Raw genomic sequence first — 20,268 nt, 5'->3', positions numbered from 1 at the left:
GGCTGTCCACCGGTGGCATGACATTGCCCTGCGGCTCCAGCGTTTACCGTGTCGGGATATCTTTGCTGGAAAAGGAAACTTTGCGTGAAACAGACCTGCCTTGCCGCCTTTGCTGCGGCTCTATTGCCGATCTCGGCTGCCGCCCAAACCGATGACGATGCTTTTGCAAAGGCGACGGCCGTGGGAATTTGCCCTTTTGGGGTCGCGTCGGCCAGTTATTCCGCTGCGGGTGAAATTACAGCCATGTGCCTGACAGAAGAGGAAGCCGTGACCGGCTTTGTCCCCCTGATCGGCGGATTCGCCCCCGCGCTGTTTCCTGCACTTGCCTTTATCGTCGGGGTGGCCGGTGACAACGGGGCTGGCAATTCGACCGGCAGCACAACGGGGACGAACTGAACTAGCAGGTTTGGTAGCCCAGTCTGATCAACTGGGCACCGGACATGCGATAGATATCGGTGATGACATAGCGTCCCTGCTGCAAGAACCAGTGCTGCAGGGGCGCGTTATAATATGACGCCATCAGCCGCGACCACCGTTCGAACTGGTCGGCGGGCAGCGGCGTTCCGCCTTTGCTGGGGCCGTGAAAGCCAAAGGTCGTCTGCGGACTGATACAGACATCGGCAGCCCCTAGATACATCGTGCAGGACGAATAACAGATCGCGCCGCGAATTTCGACGCGGCGGCCGATACGTTTGATCTGTTCGATCTCGGCCGCCTTTTTCCCGACCAGCCCGCCGCGGTCGTTGCCGATGACAAGCGGCTGTTGCGCCTGTGCGGCAATCTGCGGCGCACCCGCCAACAACAGCCCGATGACAAAGCTTAGGCGGCGCAGGGTGGGGGCAAGGGCTGTCATGGCGTGGCTCCTGATCTTTGGTAGGATCAGAAGCGGCGATGCGGCTTAAGGCACTGCTAAAGCGCGGTTTTACAACAGTTTTTACTGAAATCTGAATGACGGGTAACGCTTTGCGCCTGCTTAATTATCCAGATTTTCGACGCGGCAATACCTTGTATTTTCGTTATTTTATATCCGCCAATCGGCCCTGGCTACAGCTTGGGCTATCGCAAGCCGTCACGCGCGCGGCGGGCGGGCGCGGCGGCGCCGCTTGCCGTCCGCATCCACCGATCCACCACCGCCAAGGTTAAAGCTGACCTCGGGCAGGGTGACGACGCCCATCAGATGGGGAAAGCCGTCGGTGGCATGGGGGATCGCGTTGGCATTGACAAAGTGTTCCTGAAACTTTGGCGCAATCGCCGTTTCAACCTTGGTGATCTGCCGCACGATCTGCGCAATATCGCGCCGCGCCGCGACAGAGCAAAGCGCGATCCGCGCGCCGGTGCCTGCGGCGTTGCCGGCGGATGTGACTTTGTCCAGCGGCGCATCCGGTATCATCCCCAGCACCATCGCGTGCTTGGGGCTGATATGCGCACCAAAGGCACCGGCCAGCGTGATCCGGTCCACATGGTCCACACCCATTTCGTCCATCAACAGCCGCGCCCCGGCATATAGCGCCGATTTTGCCAGCTGGATCGCGCGAATGTCGCCTTGGGTGACGGTGATCAGCGGGCCACCAGCTTGCGTTCCGTCATGCAGCACATAGGCATGGGTACGCCCCGTTTCGATACAGCGCGGCGTGCCGGTCTGATCCGCAGAGCCGATCAGGCCCTTGTCATCCAGAATACCGGCAATGCGCATCTCTGCCACAGCCTCGATAATGCCGGACCCACAGATGCCCGTGATCTGGGGCGTGCCGAAATCTGCATCCGTTGACCACAGATCGCTGCCGATAATCTTGAAGCGGGGCTCTTTGGTGGCAGCGTCAATCTCGACCCGCTCAATCGCGCCGGGGGCGGCGCGTTGGCCGGAGCTGATCTGCGCGCCTTCAAACGCGGGGCCGGTGGGGGACGAACACGCCAACACGCGGGTCTTGTTACCCAGCAGGATTTCCGCGTTCGTGCCCACATCGACGATCAGCACAAGGTCGTCAGACTTGCCCGGCTCTTCTGACAGGGCCACAGCCGCGGCATCGGCACCGACGTGGCCTGCGATGCACGGCAGGATAAAGACCTGCGCCGCGTCATTCATCGCCGTCAGGTCCATATCACGGGCAGGCAGGGCCATCGCATCCGATGTAGCCAGCGCAAAGGGGGCCTGGCCCAGTTCGACCGGGTCGATGCCCAGCAGCAAATGGTGCATGACTGGATTGCAGACAAAGACGGCTTCCAGAATCTGGTCGGCCGCGATCTCTGCCTCTGCGGCAATCTGAACCGTCAGCGCATTGATCGCCTCGCGCACGGCGGCGGTCATCTCGACCTCGCCGCCGGGGTTCATCATGGCATAGCTGACGCGGCTCATCAGATCCTCGCCAAAGCGGATCTGCGGGTTCATCACACCGGCAGAGGCCAGCACAAGGCCATTGCGCAAATCGCACAGATGCGCGGCGATGGTGGTGGACCCAAGGTCGATGGCAAGGCCGTAAACCCGCCCTTCATGAAAGCCTGGCCAGATGTCGATCAACTGGTGGCGATCATCAAGTGATCCGCGGTGCAGGGCGACCGTCACCTCCCAATTGCCTTTGCGTAGCGCCTTTTGCAGCTTGCGCAGCACCGGCAGCGGCGCATGCAAGTCGTCGATCTGCCATTGATCCCTTAGCGCCTGCGCCAGACGTTCCAGATCGCCGGATGGTTCGTGCATGTCCGGTTCGACAACGGTGACGAAATACATTTTGGTCGCCGGGTCCATGATGATATCGCGCACGGCGGCAGCCTTGCGCACGACCTGGCGATGCACCTGGCTTTCGGGCGGCACATCAACGACGATATCGCCCTGAACGGTGGCCTGACAGCCCAACCGCCGTCCCTTTGGCAGGCCGCGAATATCATCATAGCGTTGTTCGACAGTGTTCCACGGGCTAAGCGCATCATCACGCACCGTAACGCCATGTTTCGAAAATTCGCCATAAGACGGCGAAATCTGGCATTTCGAACAGATGCCGCGGCCGCCGCATACGCTGTCCAGATCGACCCCAAGCTGCCGCGCTGCCGTCAGGATCGGTGTACCGACGGGGAAATGTCCGCGCTTGCCGGACGGGGTAAAGATCACAAGAGGGTCGGTCATGAGGGCAGCCTTTGGTCGGTTCACGCGCAACCTAGCGATTTTGCGGGGGCGGGAAAGGGCGGATGCGGCATCCGGGTGCGGCAGGGCGTCACTTCAGGATGTCGGCGCCCATCAGCCACACCGCAAGCGGGACCGGCGCTGTCGCGATGGCGATCGTCAGAACGGTCCACAGCGGCGTGAACAGCCGGCTGATCCCTGCCATCATCAGGATGCCGCCGCCGCCGCCAAGCGCCACGTTGCCGGGAATATTTAGCAGCACCGCCACCATGCCATAGCGGAACCGCGTGGCCAGCGGGGCCAGCCAGCGGGGCAGGCGGGCCGACAAGGCGGCAAGGCGTTGCTCTGGCGGCTCGGTCTTGATGCGCGACACCATTTCGCAGGCGCGGCGCAGGTGCAGGTCGCGAAAGAACCCGTGCAGCCAGTCCAGCGATACCCAGGACCCGACTATATAGGCAATCAGCAGGCCCAGCACGGTCGCAATCCAGACAAAGGGCGCGATGATCGGCCCTTCCATCACCATCAGGGCAATGGCAATTTCGATAGCGGGCACAAAAGGGATGGCGATAATTACCGCATAGGCGATGACCGACACGATCACGAGCATGGTCAGCGCACGGGCGCGGGCGGCGTCCTCTAGATCAGCGATATGGGCTTGCAGCCAGTTGAACAGGGACAAGCCGCCCCAGACCAGCGCTGCGATAATCGCAAGGCGCAGGATCAGCCGCGGCACAGAACGGCGCAGCGGCGGCGGGTCAAGAGGATCGCGGTGTTCCATTCCCGCCTTCTGAGGTGTTCTGCCGAGCGGCGCAAGCGTGGTGCGGATTGAGTCGCGTAGGGCTTTGACCCATTCACTGCCCGCCATTTGCGCAAAGCAGGCCCATTTCGGCCTTTTGCCCTGCGCCATTCCGTGCAATAGCGCAGTGCCAAGTGACCACATCAGGAGAGACCGTGATGGAGATTCGCGAGGCATTGACCTTCGACGACGTTCTGCTTGTTCCCGCAGCATCCGCCGTCCTGCCCAGCACGGCAGACACCCGTACATTCGTGACGCAAAGCATCGCCATGAACATCCCGCTGCTGTCCAGCGCGATGGATACGGTGACCGAAGGCCGCATGGCCATCGCCATGGCGCAGGCGGGCGGCATGGGCATCGTGCACAAAAACCTTGATGTGGATGCGCAAGCGAAAGAGATCCGGCACGTCAAACGCTTTATCTCTGGCACCGTCTATAACCCGGTCACCTTGACGCCCGACCAGACGCTGGCCGATGCCCGCGTGTTGATGGAACGCTACCGCGTGACCGGCTTTCCGGTCGTGAACGACAAGGGCCTTGTGGTCGGCATCGTCACCAATCGCGACATGCGTTTTGCCGCCGATGACAACACCCCCGTTAGCGTCATGATGACATCCGAAAACCTGGCCATGCTGCGCGAACCGGCCGATCTGGACGAGGCACGCAGCCTGATGCAGGCCCGCCGGATCGAAAAGCTGCTGATCACCGACGGTGCTGGCAAGCTGACCGGCCTGCTGACGCTAAAGGACAGCGAACAAGCTGTGCTGAACCCGATGGCCTGCAAGGATCACCTGGGCCGCCTGCGCGTGGGCGCGGCGACGGGCGTTGGCGATGCGGGCTTTGACCGCTCGCAGGCGCTGATCGAAGCGGGCGTCGATCTGATCGTCGTTGATACCGCGCATGGCCACTCCGAAGGTGTGGCGCGCGCAGTTGAACGGATTAAGGCGTTTTCCAGCGCCGTTCAGGTTGTCGCGGGCAATGTGGCGACCGGCGAGGCGACCAAGGCGCTGATCGGCGCAGGTGCCGATGCGGTCAAGGTCGGCATCGGCCCCGGTTCGATCTGCACCACGCGCATGGTTGCGGGCGTGGGCGTGCCCCAGCTGACGGCTGTGATGGACTGCGCGCAGGCGGCAGGCGATGTGCCTGTGATCGCGGATGGCGGCATCAAATTCTCTGGCGATTTCGCCAAGGCGATTGCAGCGGGCGCGTCCTGCGCGATGGTCGGGTCCATGATTGCTGGCACAGACGAATCCCCGGGCGAGGTGATCTTGTATCAAGGCCGCTCGTTCAAATCCTATCGCGGCATGGGCAGCCTTGGCGCCATGGCGCGGGGCTCTGCCGACCGCTATTTCCAAAAAGACGCGGCCAGCGACAAGCTGGTTCCCGAAGGGATCGAAGGTCAGGTGCCTTACAAGGGTAGTGCCGGCGCCGTCGTGCACCAGCTTGTCGGCGGTCTGCGGGCTGCGATGGGTTATACCGGCAACGCAACCGTGGCCGAAATGCGCAAGAACTGCACCTTCGTCAAGATTACTGGCGCGGGTCTGCGAGAAAGCCATGTGCATGACGTGCAGATCACGCGGGAATCGCCAAACTACCGCGTTGGGTCATGATATCAATGTGTTGCGCGGTGTCGTTAAAGTGATGTGTGACTTATGACGCCCGCCGCGCGCTATGCCTCTGCGATTGCCATTTTGGATATTGTCCTGGCGGGCGAGCCGGCAGAGCGAGCCTTGACCAACTGGGCCCGTTCGAACCGTTTTGCCGGATCGGGCGACCGGGCCGCCATTCGCGATCACGTCTATGACGTTCTGCGCGCGCGGCGATCCCTGGCGGTTGCTGGCGGTGGCGACGACGGCCGTGCGCTGGTCCTTGGACTGCTGCGCCGGGATGGTATCCCGGTTGATACGGTTTTTGGTGCAGGCGGCCATGCCCCCACTGCGCTGACGCCGCAAGAGGCGCAGGTGCCGGCGATCGATCCGTCACCCGCGCAGGCTGCGGATTTGCCCGACTGGCTCTGGCCGATCTGGCAGGCTTCCCTTGGCGATCAGGCGATGGCCTGCGCGGTGACGCAGCAACAACGGGCCGGGCTGCATTTGCGGGTGAACCTGTCGCGCGCCACGCGGCAGGCGGCGCAGGACCGTCTGCAAGCCGAAGGCATCGCGAGCTTGCCTCATCCGGATGTGGATACCGGCCTGATCGTGCAGGACAATCCGCGCCGTGTGGCAGGGTCCAAACCCTTTGCCGATGGCGTGATAGAGGTGCAGGATGCCGCCTCTCAGATCGCGATGGCGGCGCTGCCGCTGTCGCCCGGCCAGCGCGTGCTTGACCTGTGTGCTGGCGGCGGCGGCAAGACGCTGGCGATGGCGGACCGGATGCAGACGCCGGTCTTTGCCCATGACATTGACCCGCGCCGCATGACCGATATCGCCCCCCGCGCAGCCCGCGCCGGTGTGCAGATCAAGATGGTGACCTCGCAAGCGCTGCAAGGGGCAGCCCCTTTCGACCTGGTGCTTGTCGATGCGCCTTGTTCCGGCAGTGGCACCTGGCGGCGCACGCCCGATGCCAAATGGCGGCTGACACCAGAAAGATTGTCTGAATTGAACGGGATACAGGCTGAAGTGATCGCGCAGGGTGCCGCCCTTTGCGCCGCCGGCGGCCTGCTTGCCTATGCGACCTGTTCGGTCTTGCAGGCCGAAAATGACGCCGTCGTCGAAACCTTTGTCGCGCGCAACCCTGACTGGCACGCGCGTCCCCCCCTGCGTCTGCATCCAACCCAAGGGCATGACGGATTTTACATGGTTGTTTTGCAACGGGACTGATGCAACGTTGAGGTGAAAGCGCCGTTAACCAATTATTGACGGCTTCGGTCTAAGCAGTTCGGACTGTGTAAAGGGGCTGGCCGATATGATGCAAAACCTGCGTGGCAGCAACACCGCGCCCGTTGCGCCGCCGGCGTCGATATTCTGGCTTTTCATGCTGGGCATGGCTGCCTTCGGGCTGATTGCGCTATTCAGTACGGACCCCCTTTTGCTTGGCCTGACCTTTTCTGCGGCAACCGGCTGTCTGCTAGCGGCGGTATATACCGGTGCGCGTGGTTATCTGCCCCGTCTGCGGCACCGGACTGCTGCGCCGGGGGCCGCTTCCTCGCAAGAGGCGATTATCGCCCTACTTGGCCATGAGGTTGACGTTGCCTATCTGACAGATGCCGACGGCGATATTATCTACGCCAATCCGGTGGCGGTCGAACGCTTTGGTGATATTTCCGACGGGCACCTTGCGACCGCGTTCAGCCGGCTTCTAGCAAATCCGGAGGCAGTTTTGTTTCGCCTGCAACAGCGCGCCACCGCATCGGGCGCGGCGCGTGAGGATGTGATCACGCGCACTGGGCAATTCCGGTTGTCGCTGGTGAACCTGGGCGATGACAGCCAGCTTTGGCGGCTTGACGATCTGGGCAAAGCCAGCCGCAGCAGCGGGCGAGGAGCGGATGCCCTGACCCTGCCGATGCTGACGGCGGGGCCGACCGATGCCATCCTTTATCTGAACGAGCCGTTCCGCAAGCTGCTGGGATATCGGCCAAAATCGCTGGTCGACATCTTCGGGCCCGAACAGCTGGCCAGCGGCCAGCTTCGCGATTTTCGTAGCGCGACGGGTATCGTCACGATGCTTGTCGGTCTAGTCGACGGGGCCGCTGGACGGCGCGAAATCTATATGTTGCCCGGCGGCAAAGCTGCCACAGCACAGGACTACCCCCCTGCGCTGGCTGCGGGCTGGAACGCGATCGAAGATCTGCCGGTCCCGCTGCTGAAAATCGCCAAGGACGGTACCATCACCGCATCAAACCGCGAGGCGCGATCGCTGTTGAACCTGACGACGACGCAGGAACGGAGGGTGCAGGACGTGCTGGACGGATTGGGGCGGCCCGTTGCGGACTGGGTCCGCGAATCGCTGACGGGCGGCGGCGGCAACGGCAGCCAGTTCCTGCGCGGGCGCGGCGACAATCAGGAAACATTTGTCCAGGTCACGCTGAATACGGCCGACGGCCCCGAAGGCCGGCACCTGATTGCCGTCCTGAACGATGTGACAGAGCTGAAAACACTGGAAGCGCAATTCGTACAAAGCCAGAAAATGCAGGCCATCGGACAGCTGGCAGGGGGCGTTGCGCATGATTTTAACAATCTGCTGACCGCCATTTCGGGACACTGCGATCTGTTGCTGCTGCGCCATGACCAGGGCGATCATGATTACGGCGATCTGATCCAGATCCATCAGAACGCAAACCGTGCGGCCAGTCTGGTCGGGCAGCTTTTGGCGTTTTCCCGTAAACAGAACCTGCAACCGGAACGGATTGACCTGCGCGATACCCTATCCGATCTGACCCATCTGCTGAACCGGCTTGTCGGTGAAAAAGTGACACTTGTTCTGGATCACGACCCTGATCTGGCCGCGATCAAGGCGGACAAGCGGCAGCTGGAACAAGTCATGATGAATCTTGTGGTGAACGCCCGTGATGCCATGCCGCAGGGCGGCGAAATCGGCATCAAGACCAACAACCGCGTGCTGGACGTGCCATTAGTGCGCGACCGGGTGACAGTGCCTGCTGGCGAATATGTCTGTGTGCGGGTCATCGACGAAGGCTGCGGTATTCCCGCTGATCGGCTGGACAAGATTTTCGAGCCGTTCTGGACCACCAAGCGCCCGGGAGAGGGAACCGGCCTTGGGCTGTCGACAGTCTATGGCATTGTAAAACAGACCGGCGGCTACATTTTTGCCCATTCCGAAGTCGGGGTCGGCACCGAGTTTGAGCTGTTGTTCCCCAGCCATTCGCTGCCTGTTGCCGACAAATCCCTGATCCCGCCACCCCAGCATGCGACCGTGGTCCGTCAAGGCGACGGCGTGGTTCTGCTGGTAGAGGATGAGGCACCGGTCCGCGCCTTTGCTTCGCGTGCGCTGCGCCTGCGCGGTTACACGGTGCTAGAGGCGGATTGTGCGGAAGCCGCCTTGGAAATGCTTGCCGATCCTGAACTGCGGGTCGATATTTTCGTGACTGATGTGATCATGCCGGGCAAGGACGGCCCAACATGGGTCAAAGAGGCGCTGATTGAACGACCGTCGACCAGGGTGGTCTTTGTGTCAGGCTATTCCGAAGATGCCTTTACCGACGAAAGCGCCCGCATTCCCGATGCGGTGTTCCTGCCAAAACCGTTTTCGCTAAACGAGTTGACATCGACGGTTCAAGAGCAGCTGGCCTAGCTGCGGAAAGGATGACGGATCAGGCAGCCCGCGCGGGCCTGATGCAAACCTGCCGTGCGCCTGCCTTAGGAGGTTAAGACAAGGGGCTGATATTCCGCCAGATCCGGCGGCGATCAGCTTTCTGCTTTGGCAAGCGATACAAGATGTGCGGCAGAACCGGTCAGGGCGGCGTAATCATCCTCGATCACTGAAACCGCAAAGTTGCCCATGAAACCGGCAAACCGGCCTTTGTCGCGAAACGCATCGCCAAAGCCGAACTGCGTCAGATAGGGGGCAAAGGCGCGGGCGACGCCCCCGACAAGGTAGACCCCGCCAAAGGGCAGCTGGATTAGTGACAGGTTGCCCGCAACCGTGCCGAGGATACGGGTAAAGATCTGCGCTGCCTCGACCGCGCGGGGATCGCGGCCGTCGGCAAGGGCGGCCATAATCATATGCGCGCGTTCCTCGCGCGGATCGCCCGCCTCTTGCCCCAGAAAGGCATAGACGCGTTCCAGCCCGCGACCGGACAGCACATCCTCTACCGCGGGGAAACCATGCGCGTTAGAAACGTATTGGCACAGGCGCAGCTCTTGTTCTGTGCGGATAGGCAGATTGGCGTGACCGCTTTCGGATGGCGTCACCAGACGGCCATGTTCGGTGTCGAACACGGGGGCGGCATTAAATCCAGTGCCCACACCGATGACCAGTTTGGCCGCGTGTTCATTGCCTTCGGGGCCGGTCAGGATCGGAAGGACATTTTGCGGGGCCAGAAACCCCAGTGCATGACCCTGCGCCTGCAAATCGTTCAAAATCGCAACCCTATGCGACCGTGTCGCGCGCGCCAGCGTATCCTTGTCGATCACCCAGTCGAGGTTGGTCATCGACGCCTGACCATCCCGCACGGGTCCCGCAACCGCGACGCAGGCGGCATAAGGATCAAGCCCGCCGGAGTCCGCCTCGTACTGGCGGATCACGCTTTCAAGTCCAGGATAATCTGCGTTCTGGTAACGGCGCACCGTATCGGCCAAGACCGTGCGGCCTTCGGCCAGTGCGATCCGGGTATTCGTGCCACCGATATCGGCGACCAGATTATAGGAATTTGCAGCGGGCAGGGTCATACGGCGTTCTTTCGCGGGGCAATGGCGGACTTAAGCGCGTGATAAGAGGCTTTGGGCGTGCGGTCCAGCGTGTCAAAGTCGACGTGAACCAGACCAAAACGCTTTTCATAGCCAAAGGCCCATTCGTAATTGTCGAGCAGCGACCAATAAAAGAAGCCCTGCAGGTTGGCACCTTGCGCAATTGCGGCCTGCATGGCCTGCATGTGACGGTCGATAAAATCGATGCGTATATCGTCATCGACGCCGACTTCGTCCGGCCATGCCATGCCGTTTTCGGTCACAAACATCGGCAGATCGCCGATATAGTCGCGGGCCATCCGGGTCAGGGTCCGTTGAAGGCCCTCGGGGTAAATTTCCCATTCCATCTGGGTTTTGTCCAGCGGGCCGGTCACGGGTTTGGTTGAAGGCCAGGTCGCATCCGGGTCAGCGGCGACGAGGCCGCGAGTGTAATAGTTCACGCCCAGAAAATCGATCGGCTGGCTGATTTCGGTCATGTCGTCCTGCCAGCCCTGCGGCAGGTGGGGGGCGAAGCCTTCCAATGCTTCGGCAGGGTAGGTGCCTTTGGTGATCGCCTCGATGAACCAGCGATTGTGGGTGGCGTCCTGCGTGGCGGCGGCGCGGGCATCGGCGGCGCTGTCTGTTGCGGCTTCTGTCGCTTCGAAGTTTAGCACGATGCCACAATTTTTCATGCCCAGATCGCGCAGGCGGGTCATGGTGCGGCCATGCGCCTTATTGACGTGATGCATGGCACGGGCGGCGGCGCGGATGTCGCGCAGGCCGGGGGCGTGGTGGCCCAGAAAATGGGACAGGTAGGCGACGCACCAGCTTTCATTGATGGTTGCGATGGAATGGACCCGGTCGCCAATGCGGTTTGTGATCACCTCGGCGTAGTCGGCCATCCAGTCGGCCACATCTGGATTGGTCCAACCGCCAAGGTCCGCCAGTGCCGACGGCATTTCCCAATGATACAGCGTCTGGAATGGCTTCAGTCCGCGTTCCAGGCAGCCATCGACCAGGCGGTCATAGAAATCGAGGCCTTCCTGATTCACCTGGCCGCGCCCTTCGGGCAGGACCCGCGCCCAGCTGGTGGAAAAGCGGTAAGCGTCCATGCCTGCATCCTTGAGCAGGTCCAGATCGGCGTCCATACGGTGGTAATGGTCGCAGGCGATGGCGCCGTCTTCGGCGCGCACGACATTGCCGGGACCTTTGGCAAAGGTATCCCAATGGGTCGGGCCTGCGCCGCCGAACGACGACCCTTCAATCTGGTAGGCAGCGGTTGCGGCCCCGAACAGGAAATCTGCGGGGAAATCGGACCGGGACAGTTTCATGGCGGCTCCTTCTGTTAGCGATAACTTTTACGCAGGCCATTGCGAATGACAAGGGCGGGGCGCCTGGCCCGTTGCGTTTAAAGAGGCGCGTTGTTAGCAAAAGACAAAGCAAGGCAAGGATGATGCTGATGAGCGCGCATAAGATCGACAATGTGGCAAACCCCGACTGGTGGCGGGGGGCCGTGATCTATCAGATTTATCCGCGCAGTTATCAGGACAGCAACGGCGACGGGATCGGCGATCTGCTGGGGATTGTGGGGCGCATTCCTTATATTGCGTCGCTTGGCGTGGACGCGATCTGGATTTCGCCGTTCTTCACATCTCCGATGAAGGATTTTGGTTATGATGTCAGCGATTATTGCGACGTCGATCCGATGTTCGGCACGCTGGCCGATTTCGATGCGGTCATCGATACAGCGCACCGGTTCGGTATTCGCGTGCTGATCGATCTGGTGCTGAGCCATACCAGCGACCAGCACCCCTGGTTTCAGCAAAGTGTGCAGGACCGCACCAACGACAAGGCGGACTGGTATGTCTGGGCCGATCCCAAGCCGGACGGCACGCCGCCGAATAACTGGCTGTCGATCTTTGGCGGCAGCGGCTGGCAGTGGTCGCCGCGGCGCGAGCAGTATTACCAGCACAACTTTCTGACCAGCCAGCCGGACCTGAACTTTCATTGCCCGGCCGTGCAGGATGCCTTGCTGGAGGTTGCGCAGTTCTGGTTGCACCGGGGCGTTGACGGATTCCGGCTGGATACGATCAACTTTTACACCTGCGATGCTGAACTGCGGGACAACCCACCGCTGCCCAAGGATCAGCGCAACGCGAATATTGCGCCTGCGGTGAACCCCTATAACCACCAGCTCCATATCTATGACAAGAACCGGCCAGAAAACCTTGATTTCCTGCGCAGGTTGCGGGCCGAGATGAAACCCTATGGAGCCGCCGCCGTGGGCGAGGTCGGCGATGCGCAGCGCGGGCTTGAAATCCTGGGCGAATATACGCGCGGCGATGACCTGATGCATATGTGCTATGCCTTCGAATTTCTGGCAAACACCCAGCCCACCGCCACCCGCATCGTCGAGGTGATGGAGGATGTGGACCGTGTCGCCGCCGATGGCTGGGCCTGCTGGGCGTTTTCCAATCATGACGTGGTGCGCCACGTCAGCCGCTGGCAGCTATCCACCGGGGCGCAGCGGATGTTCATCACGCTAATCATGGCGCTGCGCGGATCTGTGTGCATCTATCAAGGCGAAGAGCTGGGCCTGCCGGAGGCAGAGGTGCGGTTCGAGGATCTGCAGGACCCCTATGGCATCGAATTCTGGCCGGAGTTCAAAGGCCGAGACGGCTGCCGCACGCCGATGGTCTGGGAGGCGGAGGCGCAAAACGCCGGCTTTTCCAACGCGCCGCGCACTTGGCTTCCTATCGCAGAGGCGCACCGCGATCTGGCCGTGTCCCGGCAGGAACATGATCCAAGCGCGATCCTGCACCACTATCGCAAGGCTATCGCGTTTCGCCACAATCATCCCGCCCTGCGGATCGGCAGTCATGACGGGCTGAAAGCGGATGGCGATGTCATCTATTTCACACGCGAAACAGAGGGGCAGAAGCTGTTTTGCGTCTTTAACGTGTCTGACAGTCCCAGCAGTTTTCACATGCCGGACGGCGATTGGCGGTCGGTCGGGCAAGAGCTGGGCAGCGCGACGATCAACGAGGATGGCTGGCTTTATCTTGGCCCGTGGCAGGCCTGTATGGCGCTGGACCGCACAGATGCGCGCTAGCCAATTTTTCGTCGAAAAATCGGACAGTCAAAATTTTCTGCGAAAACTTGGCTAAAATAGCAGCCGAATTTCGCCGGAATGGCAGATGACGATCATATGGTGGCCGGTTTCAATCAGATTGAAACCGCGCCGCCTCACCTCTGACCCGAACCTGTCGCGGCCAATTTCGCGCGCAATCCAGTCCGATCTGCGCCTTATGACGCCGCCGGAATGGGCCGCTTTCGCAGCAAAGATCTGGTCTAGCCAATTCAAGGGCGGGGTTGTGCGGGTCATGATATTCATGACCCGTATCTTGGCAAGACAAGGTAAAGACTGACTTAATTCCGCTTGCGGCGGCCTGTCCGTGCGCGGCCTTCGCCGGGAGCGACGACAGCGCGATTAAAGCGGATCCATTCTCCCCCCGACGGGTCGTTGTCGGTCAGAAAGTTTGCAGCGCGGATCGCTTCCATTTCCGATCCGGCGCGGGATTTTGTCGAACCGAGGCCAGTCAGCTGGCAGAACAGTTCCAGATCAATATCGTCGGGCACGATAAAACCGGCGGCGGCCAGTTCCAGCTTTTTCGCCTCGATCTTGGCGGCGCTGACGGGCAGGGCGACCGGGTTCATGATGGCAGAGGTCATGCCCGTCGCCATCGCCATCGGCAGAAACGCGTTGTTGATGCCGTGGCGGTTCGGCAGGCCAAAGCTGATGTTGGATGCGCCGCAGGTCGTGTTCACGCCCAGCTCGTCCCGCAGGCGGCGCACAAGGGTAAAGACCTGCAAGCCGGCGGTGCCCATCGCACCGATCGGCATGACCAGCGGGTCAACGACGATGTCATGGGCCGGGATGCCAAAGTCGGCAGCACGTTCGACGATCTTTTTCGCGACGGCAAAGCGGACTTCGGGGTCTTCGGAAATACCGGTGTCATCATTGGAAATTGCCACGACCGGCACGTTGTATTTTTTGACCAGCGGCAACACCAGTTCCAGACGTTCCTCTTCGCCGGTAACAGAGTTCAGCAGCGGGCGACCTTCACAAGCGGCAAGCCCTGCTTCCAGCGCGCCGGGCACAGAGCTGTCGATGCAGAGTGGCACATCGACGATCGCCTGCACACGCTTGATCAGTTCCGGCATCAGCATTGGTTCGACAAAGTTGTTGTCGGCATAGCGGGGGTCTTCGGCCATCTTGTTGGTAAAGACGGCACCAGAGTTGATATCCAGCATGGTCGCCCCGGCGGCGACCTGGGCGATGGCGTCAGCTTCGACGCGGGAATAGTCCCCTTGCTCCAGCTCGGCGGCCAGAATTTTGCGCCCGGTCGGGTTGATGCGTTCGCCGATGACGCAGAACGGCTGGTCAAAGCCGATGATGGCGGTCTTGGTCTTGGATTCGACGATAGTACGGGTCATGCGGGGTCCTTTTGCGGGTTGGCCGGACGGGCAGAGGTTCCGCCGTTGTCCATGGCCCATTGGGCGTTGGTCTTGATCCCGCCAAGCGGGAAGAAATGCACATTGGTGACGTTGAAATCAGGGTTGGCGGCCTTGTGGGCGGCCAGCGCTGTAATCACCTCGTTCGGTTCATAGGGCAGCAACAGCTTGGTCACATCCATGGCGCGGCGTTGCAAGACCCGCAAGGACGGGCCGACACCGCAGGCCATGGCAAATTTGATCATGGTTTGCAGCTTGGCCGGGCCGGCGATGCCGATATGGATGGGCAGGGTGATGCCCGCATCCTTCAGCGCATCAGCCCAAGCAATAATCGGCTCTGCCTCAAAGCAGAATTGAGTCGCCAGCGCCATCTGTGCGTCTGTCGTGGCGTTAAACCGCTGCTTCCAGCGCAGCGCGTCGGTCACATTTGCGTCAGAGCCGTCGGGGTCGATATCGCGGTTCCCCTCGGGGTGGCCAGCAACATGCAGGCGTTTGAAATCCGCAAACGCGCCGGTTTCCAGCAGCTGCATGGAGTTTTCAAAATCGCCCTGGGGCAGGGTGACGCCGCCTGCCAGCAGCAAGGCCTGATCGACGCCCGCCTCGCCGCGGTAACGGGCGATCCAGTCGGTCAGGGTCGCACGATCCTTGATAATGCGTGCCGGAAAATGCGGCATGACCTTGTAGCCGTCATTGGCCAGCCGCCTGGCGGTTGCGACCATGTCGTCAATCGGCGTGCCGTCGATATGGGCGATGTAAACGCGTGTGCCCGCGGGCAGAAGCGATTGAAAATCGACAATCTTTTCCGCTGTGCGCGGCATGACCTCGATCGAGTAGTCCTTCAGGAAGGCTTCTATGTCACTGTCCGGTGCCGCGCTTGGTGCGGGTTTCTTACGCAAGAACGGCATCAACGACATGGCAGTCTCCTTTAGGCGATGAGGCAAGGGGGGCGGCGGCCGGGTCACGCCCAGCCGTCGTTTTCGATCAGGGCGCGCAGGCGATCGGGCGTGAATTCAGCGTCAATCCGCGCAGCCTCGGCCTGGGCGACAGCGGCGTCGTCCTCGCCGTCCAGCGCATAGGGTTCGCCCCGGCGCATGCCCGACAGATATTCGTCCGTGCCCGCTGCGCCGGATTTCATCGCCGCGCGGTCGATAGCCTGCTCAAACCGTTCTGGCAGCTGGATTTTATTGGCCTTGCGCCCGCGGCCGACCATGACCTGAGCCGGCATATCGCGCCAATAAATGATCGTGACGTCGGGCATTGTATCGCTATCCTTGTTCCGCAATCTGCGGTGTTTCATCGCTTTTAACATTGCACGGCGCGGCGCTTGGTCGGTTTTCGACACAACGCAGCACTTGCGCGACGGGTATCGCCCAAGGCCCGCGGCGATACCAGCGCCCCGCAGCCCCATATCCCGCATGATGATGGTGAGGCGACCTCATGACGCAAAGGCGACGCTTGCCAGCCCGCCGGCAAAGGCATAGCGTGGTCGCAACTCGAAATGGAGGGCGTGACGATGGCGCCCAAGCGTCCCTTTGGTGCGGGCGCGTACCCGAAAGCGGTCGATACCCCCGCGCCACAAACCCCTGATCCGGCCACGCTTTATGCGGCCCTCGATCTGGGGACCAACTCTTGCCGCATGCTGATTGCCCAACCGAAGGGCAGCCAGTTTCATGTGGTCGACAGCTTCTCTAAGTCCGTCCAACTGGGGCAGGGATTAGAGAGCACTGGAAAGCTGTCTCGTGCGTCGATGAACCGTACGATTGCAGCGATGCGGATCTGCAAGCAAAAGCTGGAACGCCACAAGGTCACGCATATGCGGCTGGTGGCGACCGAAGCCTGCCGCCGTGCGCGCAATGGCGCAAATTTCGTCGCACAGGTGCGGCGCGAAACCGGGCTGAAGCTGGAAATCATCAAGCCCGAGGAAGAAGCCCGGCTTGCGGTCATTTCCTGTGCGCCGCTGGTCAGCACCAAGACCGAACAGTTGCTTGTCGTGGATATCGGTGGCGGCTCGACCGAGCTGGTCTGGATCGATATCAGCCATGTGCCTGCGCGCGAACGCCCGCGGGCGATCATGCGGCTTCATGCAGGCTTTACCGCCGATCCCGGCCCCTTTGCCGCAGCCAAGGTGGTGGACTGGATTTCGGTGCCGCTGGGTGTCGCCACCCTGCGCGACCAGTTTGCCGACGTCGAAGACGATGCCGCACGTTTTGCCCTGATGAGCTGGTTTTTCGAAGAAAACCTGTCCAACTTTTCGCCCTATAGCGCAGAGCAGGCCCGCGAGAATTTTCAGATCATCGGCACCAGCGGCACAGTAACCACCGTGGCTGCGTCGCATCTGGGCCTTAAACGCTATGACCGGACCAAGGTGGACGGGCTGCGGATGACATCGGACCAGATTGATACCGTGATTCGCAATTACCTGACGCTGGGCCCACTGGGCCGGCGCAGCGATCCACGCATCGGGCGCGACCGGCAGGCCCTGATCATGTCGGGGGCTGCGATTTTGCAAGCCTTGATGCGGCTTTGGCCCACGGATCGCCTGTCGGTGGCGGACCGGGGCCTGCGCGAGGGGTTGCTTTATGCCCAGATGTCGGCAGATGGGGTATTAGAGGATGCGCCGTATTAAGAGCCAGCCGGTTTTTCGTCGAAAAATCGGACCTGAAATGTATAGGGCGACATGTTTTATGGGCGCGGACGGCAGGAACTGAGAAGAAGCGAAGATGGCAAAGACACCCAGCAAGAATTCATCGGGCCGCGGACAGCGGGATCTGACGGTCAAGGTCAAGACCGCGCGGGGCCGCTCTTTGTCGTCGACGCGCTGGCTGCAGCGGCAGTTGAATGACCCTTATGTCAAGAAAGCCAAGATCGAAGGCTATCGTGGCCGGGCGGCGTTCAAGATTCTGGAACTTGACGACAAGTTTCGCTTTCTTGTGCCCGGTGCGCGCGTGGTCGATCTGGGCTGTGCACCCGGCGGCTGGTGCCAGGTCGCGGTGCGCCGGGTAAATGCCCTAGGCGAGCGGACGTCCAAGGCGGTCGGCCATGTGCTTGGCGTCGATCTGCAAGAGGTCGAACCGATTGCCGGCGCTGATATCCACCAGCTTGATTTTCTGGACGACGGTGCGGATCAGTTGGTCATGTCCTGGCTGAACGGAACCGCTGATGTGGTGATGTCGGATATGGCGGCGTCAGCCTCTGGTCACAAGCAAACCGACCACCTGAAGATCATCGCGCTTTGTGAAGCTGCGGCCTACTTTTCCTTTGATGTGCTGACGCCGGGCGGCACCTTCGTGGCCAAGGTGCTTGCGGGCGGCGCCGAGGGCAACTTGCAAAAGCTGCTGAAATCGCGGTTTGAAAAAGTTGCAAACGTCAAGCCGCCGTCATCGCGGTCCGACAGTTCGGAAAAGTTCGTGGTCGCAACCGGTTTCAAAGGCCCGCTGCCCGAAGACAACCGCGATCAGGACGACTGACACGCCGCCTGCCAGACCGCAAACTCTGCCGCCCGTTTGTCCCGCAGCCTTGCTTCGACCGCGGGGCTTAGCACCGCGGTGCGTGCGGGAGAGACATTGAGGCGGGGCAGGGTGAGTGTCAGGTCCAGCCTGCGTTCCAAAAAGCCGATCAGCCGGTCCTGATCTTCGTAGGCAAACAGGTGATCGACAGCGATCTGCCCGTCACCGTCGCAGACAAATTTCGCCTGACTGCCGACATTGGCATAGGGTTCAGGCTTGCCCTTTACATATTCCAGAACAAAATCGTCAAAGCTGACGTTCTTTGTGCTGTTGGGGTGCCCGTCCAGATCGGCCCGCGCCCGGTAGCGATACCAGCTGCCCAGCCAGTCAATCGGGTCACGCACAACGGCCATGGTCTCGGGCTCTTTTCCGCCGGCCTGCACGAAAAAGGGCTTTAAAAACCGGCGATAGCGGTAAATTGGCGCATGTTTGATGGTCGGCGGATCGCGCAGGACCATCGCAGCTTTGGATGCCAATGCGCCTTCAATCGCGGTGGTGCCGGTCTTGGGCACGGCCAGAAAGACCAGATTTTCCTTCCAAAAGACCAGCATGACGGCTCCGGCTTGTTATTGTTGGGCTGACACTAATTCATGCACAGAATTTTAACCACTCTGCGCGCAGGATATATTTGGTTAAGAAAACGGTTGAAATGTTCTCGGTTTGATCTCATATAGTCGGTTAAGAACAGATCAAGAACACACACCGGCGATTGCGGCCCCCCCACCGGGCATGACATAAGGACGCGACTGACATGGCAACGGCAGAACTTCTGAAAATGACTGACAAGAAAACCGCCGACAAGCAAAAGGCGCTGGAAAGCGCGCTGGCGCAAATCGAACGTCAATTCGGCAAGGGGTCCATCATGACCCTTGGCGGCCAGAACCAGATGCGCGACATCGAAGCGACCAGCACCGGATCGCTGGGGCTGGATATCGCGCTGGGGATTGGCGGCCTGCCAAAGGGTCGTATCATTGAAATTTATGGCCCCGAATCGTCCGGTAAGACCACGCTGACGCTGCATTCCATCGCAGAAGAACAGCGCAAGGGCGGGGTTTGCGCCTTTGTTGACGCGGAACATGCCTTTGATCCGGCCTATGCGAAAAAGCTGGGCGTCAACCTGGACGAGCTGCTGATTTCGCAGCCCGACACGGGCGAGCAGGCGCTGGAAATCGTCGATACGCTGGTCCGTTCCGGCGCTGTCAATCTTGTGGTGGTCGATTCGGTCGCCGCCCTGACCCCAAAGTCAGAGATTGAAGGCGATATGGGCGACAGTAGCGTGGGTGTTCATGCCCGCCTGATGTCGCAGGCGATGCGCAAGCTGACCGGGTCGATCAACCGGTCCGGTTGCATGGTCATCTTTATCAACCAGATTCGTATGAAAATCGGCGTCATGTTCGGCTCTCCGGAGACGACGACCGGCGGAAACGCGCTGAAGTTTTATGCCTCTGTGCGTCTGGATATTCGCCGCATCGGTTCGATCAAGGATCGGGACGAGGTGGTGGGCAACCAGACCCGCGTCAAGGTGGTCAAGAACAAGGTCGCGCCGCCTTTCAAACAGGTCGAATTCGATATCATGTATGGCGAAGGCATTTCCAAAACCGGCGAACTGCTGGATCTGGGCGTCAAGGCCGGGGTTGTCGAAAAGTCCGGTGCCTGGTTCAGCTATGGCGACGAACGAATGGGGCAGGGCCGCGAAAATTCCAAGCAGTTCCTGCGGGACAATCCCGCCACCGCGCTGGAGATCGAGGACAAGATCCGTGCCGCCCACGGTCTGGATTTTGCGATGTCGGATAACGATTCCGGATCGGATGACGATCTGGTTGAAATGTAAGCCATTTTGAACGGTGCGGGGCGACACCAGAAACGCCTGACGCGCAGCAATGCGCGGACAATATCCGGGAAAGGGTGCAGCATCGGCTGCACCCTTTTTCGTTATCGCTTTACGGTGCGGCGCTAGGGGTCTATTTCATCCCAAACCACTGCATTGAAGGCCCT

18 protein-coding genes are annotated in these 20,268 nt (G+C 60.8%); 8 read left to right on the top strand and 10 right to left on the bottom strand.

From position 1 onward, the window contains the following. The first annotated feature begins 84 nt into the window (after positions 1-84). Positions 85-396, top strand: coding sequence for a hypothetical protein (locus tag SJY10_RS10665; protein ID WP_386682383.1), 312 nt, complete (start codon positions 85-87; stop codon positions 394-396). A gap of 1 nt (position 397) precedes the next feature. On the opposite strand, the gene SJY10_RS10660 is transcribed toward SJY10_RS10665, so the two are convergent. The 3 genes from SJY10_RS10660 to SJY10_RS10650 form a co-directional block, all read right to left on the bottom strand. After that, positions 398-853 (bottom strand): hypothetical protein, encoded by a 456-nt coding sequence (locus tag SJY10_RS10660; protein ID WP_386682381.1) that lies wholly within the window; start codon positions 851-853, stop codon positions 398-400. A 216-nt stretch (positions 854-1,069) separates the two neighbouring features. Then, positions 1,070-3,115: an ASKHA domain-containing protein gene (locus SJY10_RS10655; RefSeq protein ID WP_386682379.1), complete on the bottom strand. Its 2,046-nt coding sequence runs from the start codon at positions 3,113-3,115 to the stop codon at positions 1,070-1,072. An 88-nt stretch (positions 3,116-3,203) separates the two neighbouring features. Next, positions 3,204-3,890, bottom strand: coding sequence for a hypothetical protein (locus tag SJY10_RS10650; RefSeq protein WP_386682377.1), 687 nt, complete (start codon positions 3,888-3,890; stop codon positions 3,204-3,206). 176 nt (positions 3,891-4,066) lie between these two features. Here SJY10_RS10650 and guaB point away from each other — a divergent pair, with 176 nt between their 5' ends. The 3 genes from guaB (at position 4,067) to SJY10_RS10635 (ending at position 9,158) form a co-directional block, all read left to right on the top strand. Next, complete coding sequence (guaB, locus tag SJY10_RS10645) at positions 4,067-5,518, top strand: IMP dehydrogenase (protein WP_386684627.1); 1,452 nt, start codon at positions 4,067-4,069, stop codon at positions 5,516-5,518. A 42-nt stretch (positions 5,519-5,560) separates the two neighbouring features. Then, entirely contained in the window at positions 5,561-6,727 is a 1,167-nt protein-coding gene (locus SJY10_RS10640) for an RsmB/NOP family class I SAM-dependent RNA methyltransferase (protein WP_386682375.1), read from the top strand. Between the two features lie 85 nt (positions 6,728-6,812). Next, positions 6,813-9,158: an ATP-binding protein gene (locus SJY10_RS10635; RefSeq protein WP_386682373.1), complete on the top strand. Its 2,346-nt coding sequence runs from the start codon at positions 6,813-6,815 to the stop codon at positions 9,156-9,158. A gap of 113 nt (positions 9,159-9,271) precedes the next feature. On the opposite strand, the gene SJY10_RS10630 is transcribed toward SJY10_RS10635, so the two are convergent. Beyond that, positions 9,272-10,255 carry a glucokinase gene (locus SJY10_RS10630; protein WP_386682371.1) on the bottom strand — a complete coding sequence of 328 codons (984 nt, stop codon included), beginning with the start codon at positions 10,253-10,255 and terminating at the stop codon, positions 9,272-9,274. Next, a complete protein-coding gene (locus SJY10_RS10625; RefSeq protein ID WP_386682369.1) occupies positions 10,252-11,583 on the bottom strand; it encodes a GH1 family beta-glucosidase in 1,332 nt (443 codons plus the stop codon). The genes SJY10_RS10630 and SJY10_RS10625 overlap by 4 nt, the downstream gene beginning before the upstream one ends. A gap of 128 nt (positions 11,584-11,711) precedes the next feature. On the opposite strand from SJY10_RS10625, the gene SJY10_RS10620 reads away from it, so the two are divergent. Continuing rightward, positions 11,712-13,364 carry an alpha-glucosidase gene (locus tag SJY10_RS10620; protein ID WP_386682367.1) on the top strand — a complete coding sequence of 551 codons (1,653 nt, stop codon included), beginning with the start codon at positions 11,712-11,714 and terminating at the stop codon, positions 13,362-13,364. A 51-nt stretch (positions 13,365-13,415) separates the two neighbouring features. On the opposite strand, the gene SJY10_RS10615 is transcribed toward SJY10_RS10620, so the two are convergent. From SJY10_RS10615 to SJY10_RS10600, 4 genes are read right to left on the bottom strand one after another with little or no spacing between them, the layout of a single operon-like run. Continuing rightward, entirely contained in the window at positions 13,416-13,637 is a 222-nt protein-coding gene (locus tag SJY10_RS10615; protein ID WP_386682365.1) for an N-(5'-phosphoribosyl)anthranilate isomerase, read from the bottom strand. A 44-nt stretch (positions 13,638-13,681) separates the two neighbouring features. Then, entirely contained in the window at positions 13,682-14,749 is a 1,068-nt protein-coding gene (locus SJY10_RS10610) for a methyltetrahydrofolate cobalamin methyltransferase (protein WP_386682363.1), read from the bottom strand. Then, entirely contained in the window at positions 14,746-15,681 is a 936-nt protein-coding gene (locus tag SJY10_RS10605) for a methylenetetrahydrofolate reductase (protein ID WP_386682361.1), read from the bottom strand. Before SJY10_RS10605 ends, SJY10_RS10610 begins: the two co-directional genes overlap by 4 nt. A gap of 44 nt (positions 15,682-15,725) precedes the next feature. After that, positions 15,726-16,025: a virulence factor gene (locus SJY10_RS10600; protein WP_386682359.1), complete on the bottom strand. Its 300-nt coding sequence runs from the start codon at positions 16,023-16,025 to the stop codon at positions 15,726-15,728. A 255-nt stretch (positions 16,026-16,280) separates the two neighbouring features. Between SJY10_RS10600 and SJY10_RS10595 the strand changes: the two genes are divergently transcribed. Continuing rightward, positions 16,281-17,393: a Ppx/GppA phosphatase family protein gene (locus tag SJY10_RS10595; RefSeq protein WP_386682357.1), complete on the top strand. Its 1,113-nt coding sequence runs from the start codon at positions 16,281-16,283 to the stop codon at positions 17,391-17,393. Between the two features lie 94 nt (positions 17,394-17,487). After that, positions 17,488-18,234, top strand: coding sequence for an RlmE family RNA methyltransferase (locus SJY10_RS10590; RefSeq protein WP_386682355.1), 747 nt, complete (start codon positions 17,488-17,490; stop codon positions 18,232-18,234). Here SJY10_RS10590 and SJY10_RS10585 read toward each other — a convergent pair. Next, a complete protein-coding gene (locus SJY10_RS10585) occupies positions 18,222-18,824 on the bottom strand; it encodes a gamma-glutamyl kinase (protein ID WP_386682353.1) in 603 nt (200 codons plus the stop codon). The two genes, SJY10_RS10590 and SJY10_RS10585, sit on opposite strands and share 13 nt — an antisense overlap. A 200-nt stretch (positions 18,825-19,024) precedes the next feature. Between SJY10_RS10585 and recA the strand changes: the two genes are divergently transcribed. Then, entirely contained in the window at positions 19,025-20,104 is a 1,080-nt protein-coding gene (gene recA, locus SJY10_RS10580) for a recombinase RecA (protein ID WP_386682351.1), read from the top strand. Positions 20,105-20,268 lie beyond the last annotated feature (164 nt).

Source organism: Loktanella sp. R86503, assembly GCF_042466455.1.
Taxonomy (GTDB): domain Bacteria; phylum Pseudomonadota; class Alphaproteobacteria; order Rhodobacterales; family Rhodobacteraceae; genus Loktanella.
Note: the sequence above shows the minus strand (reverse complement) of the source record. Positions and strands in the feature narration are given on the sequence as shown.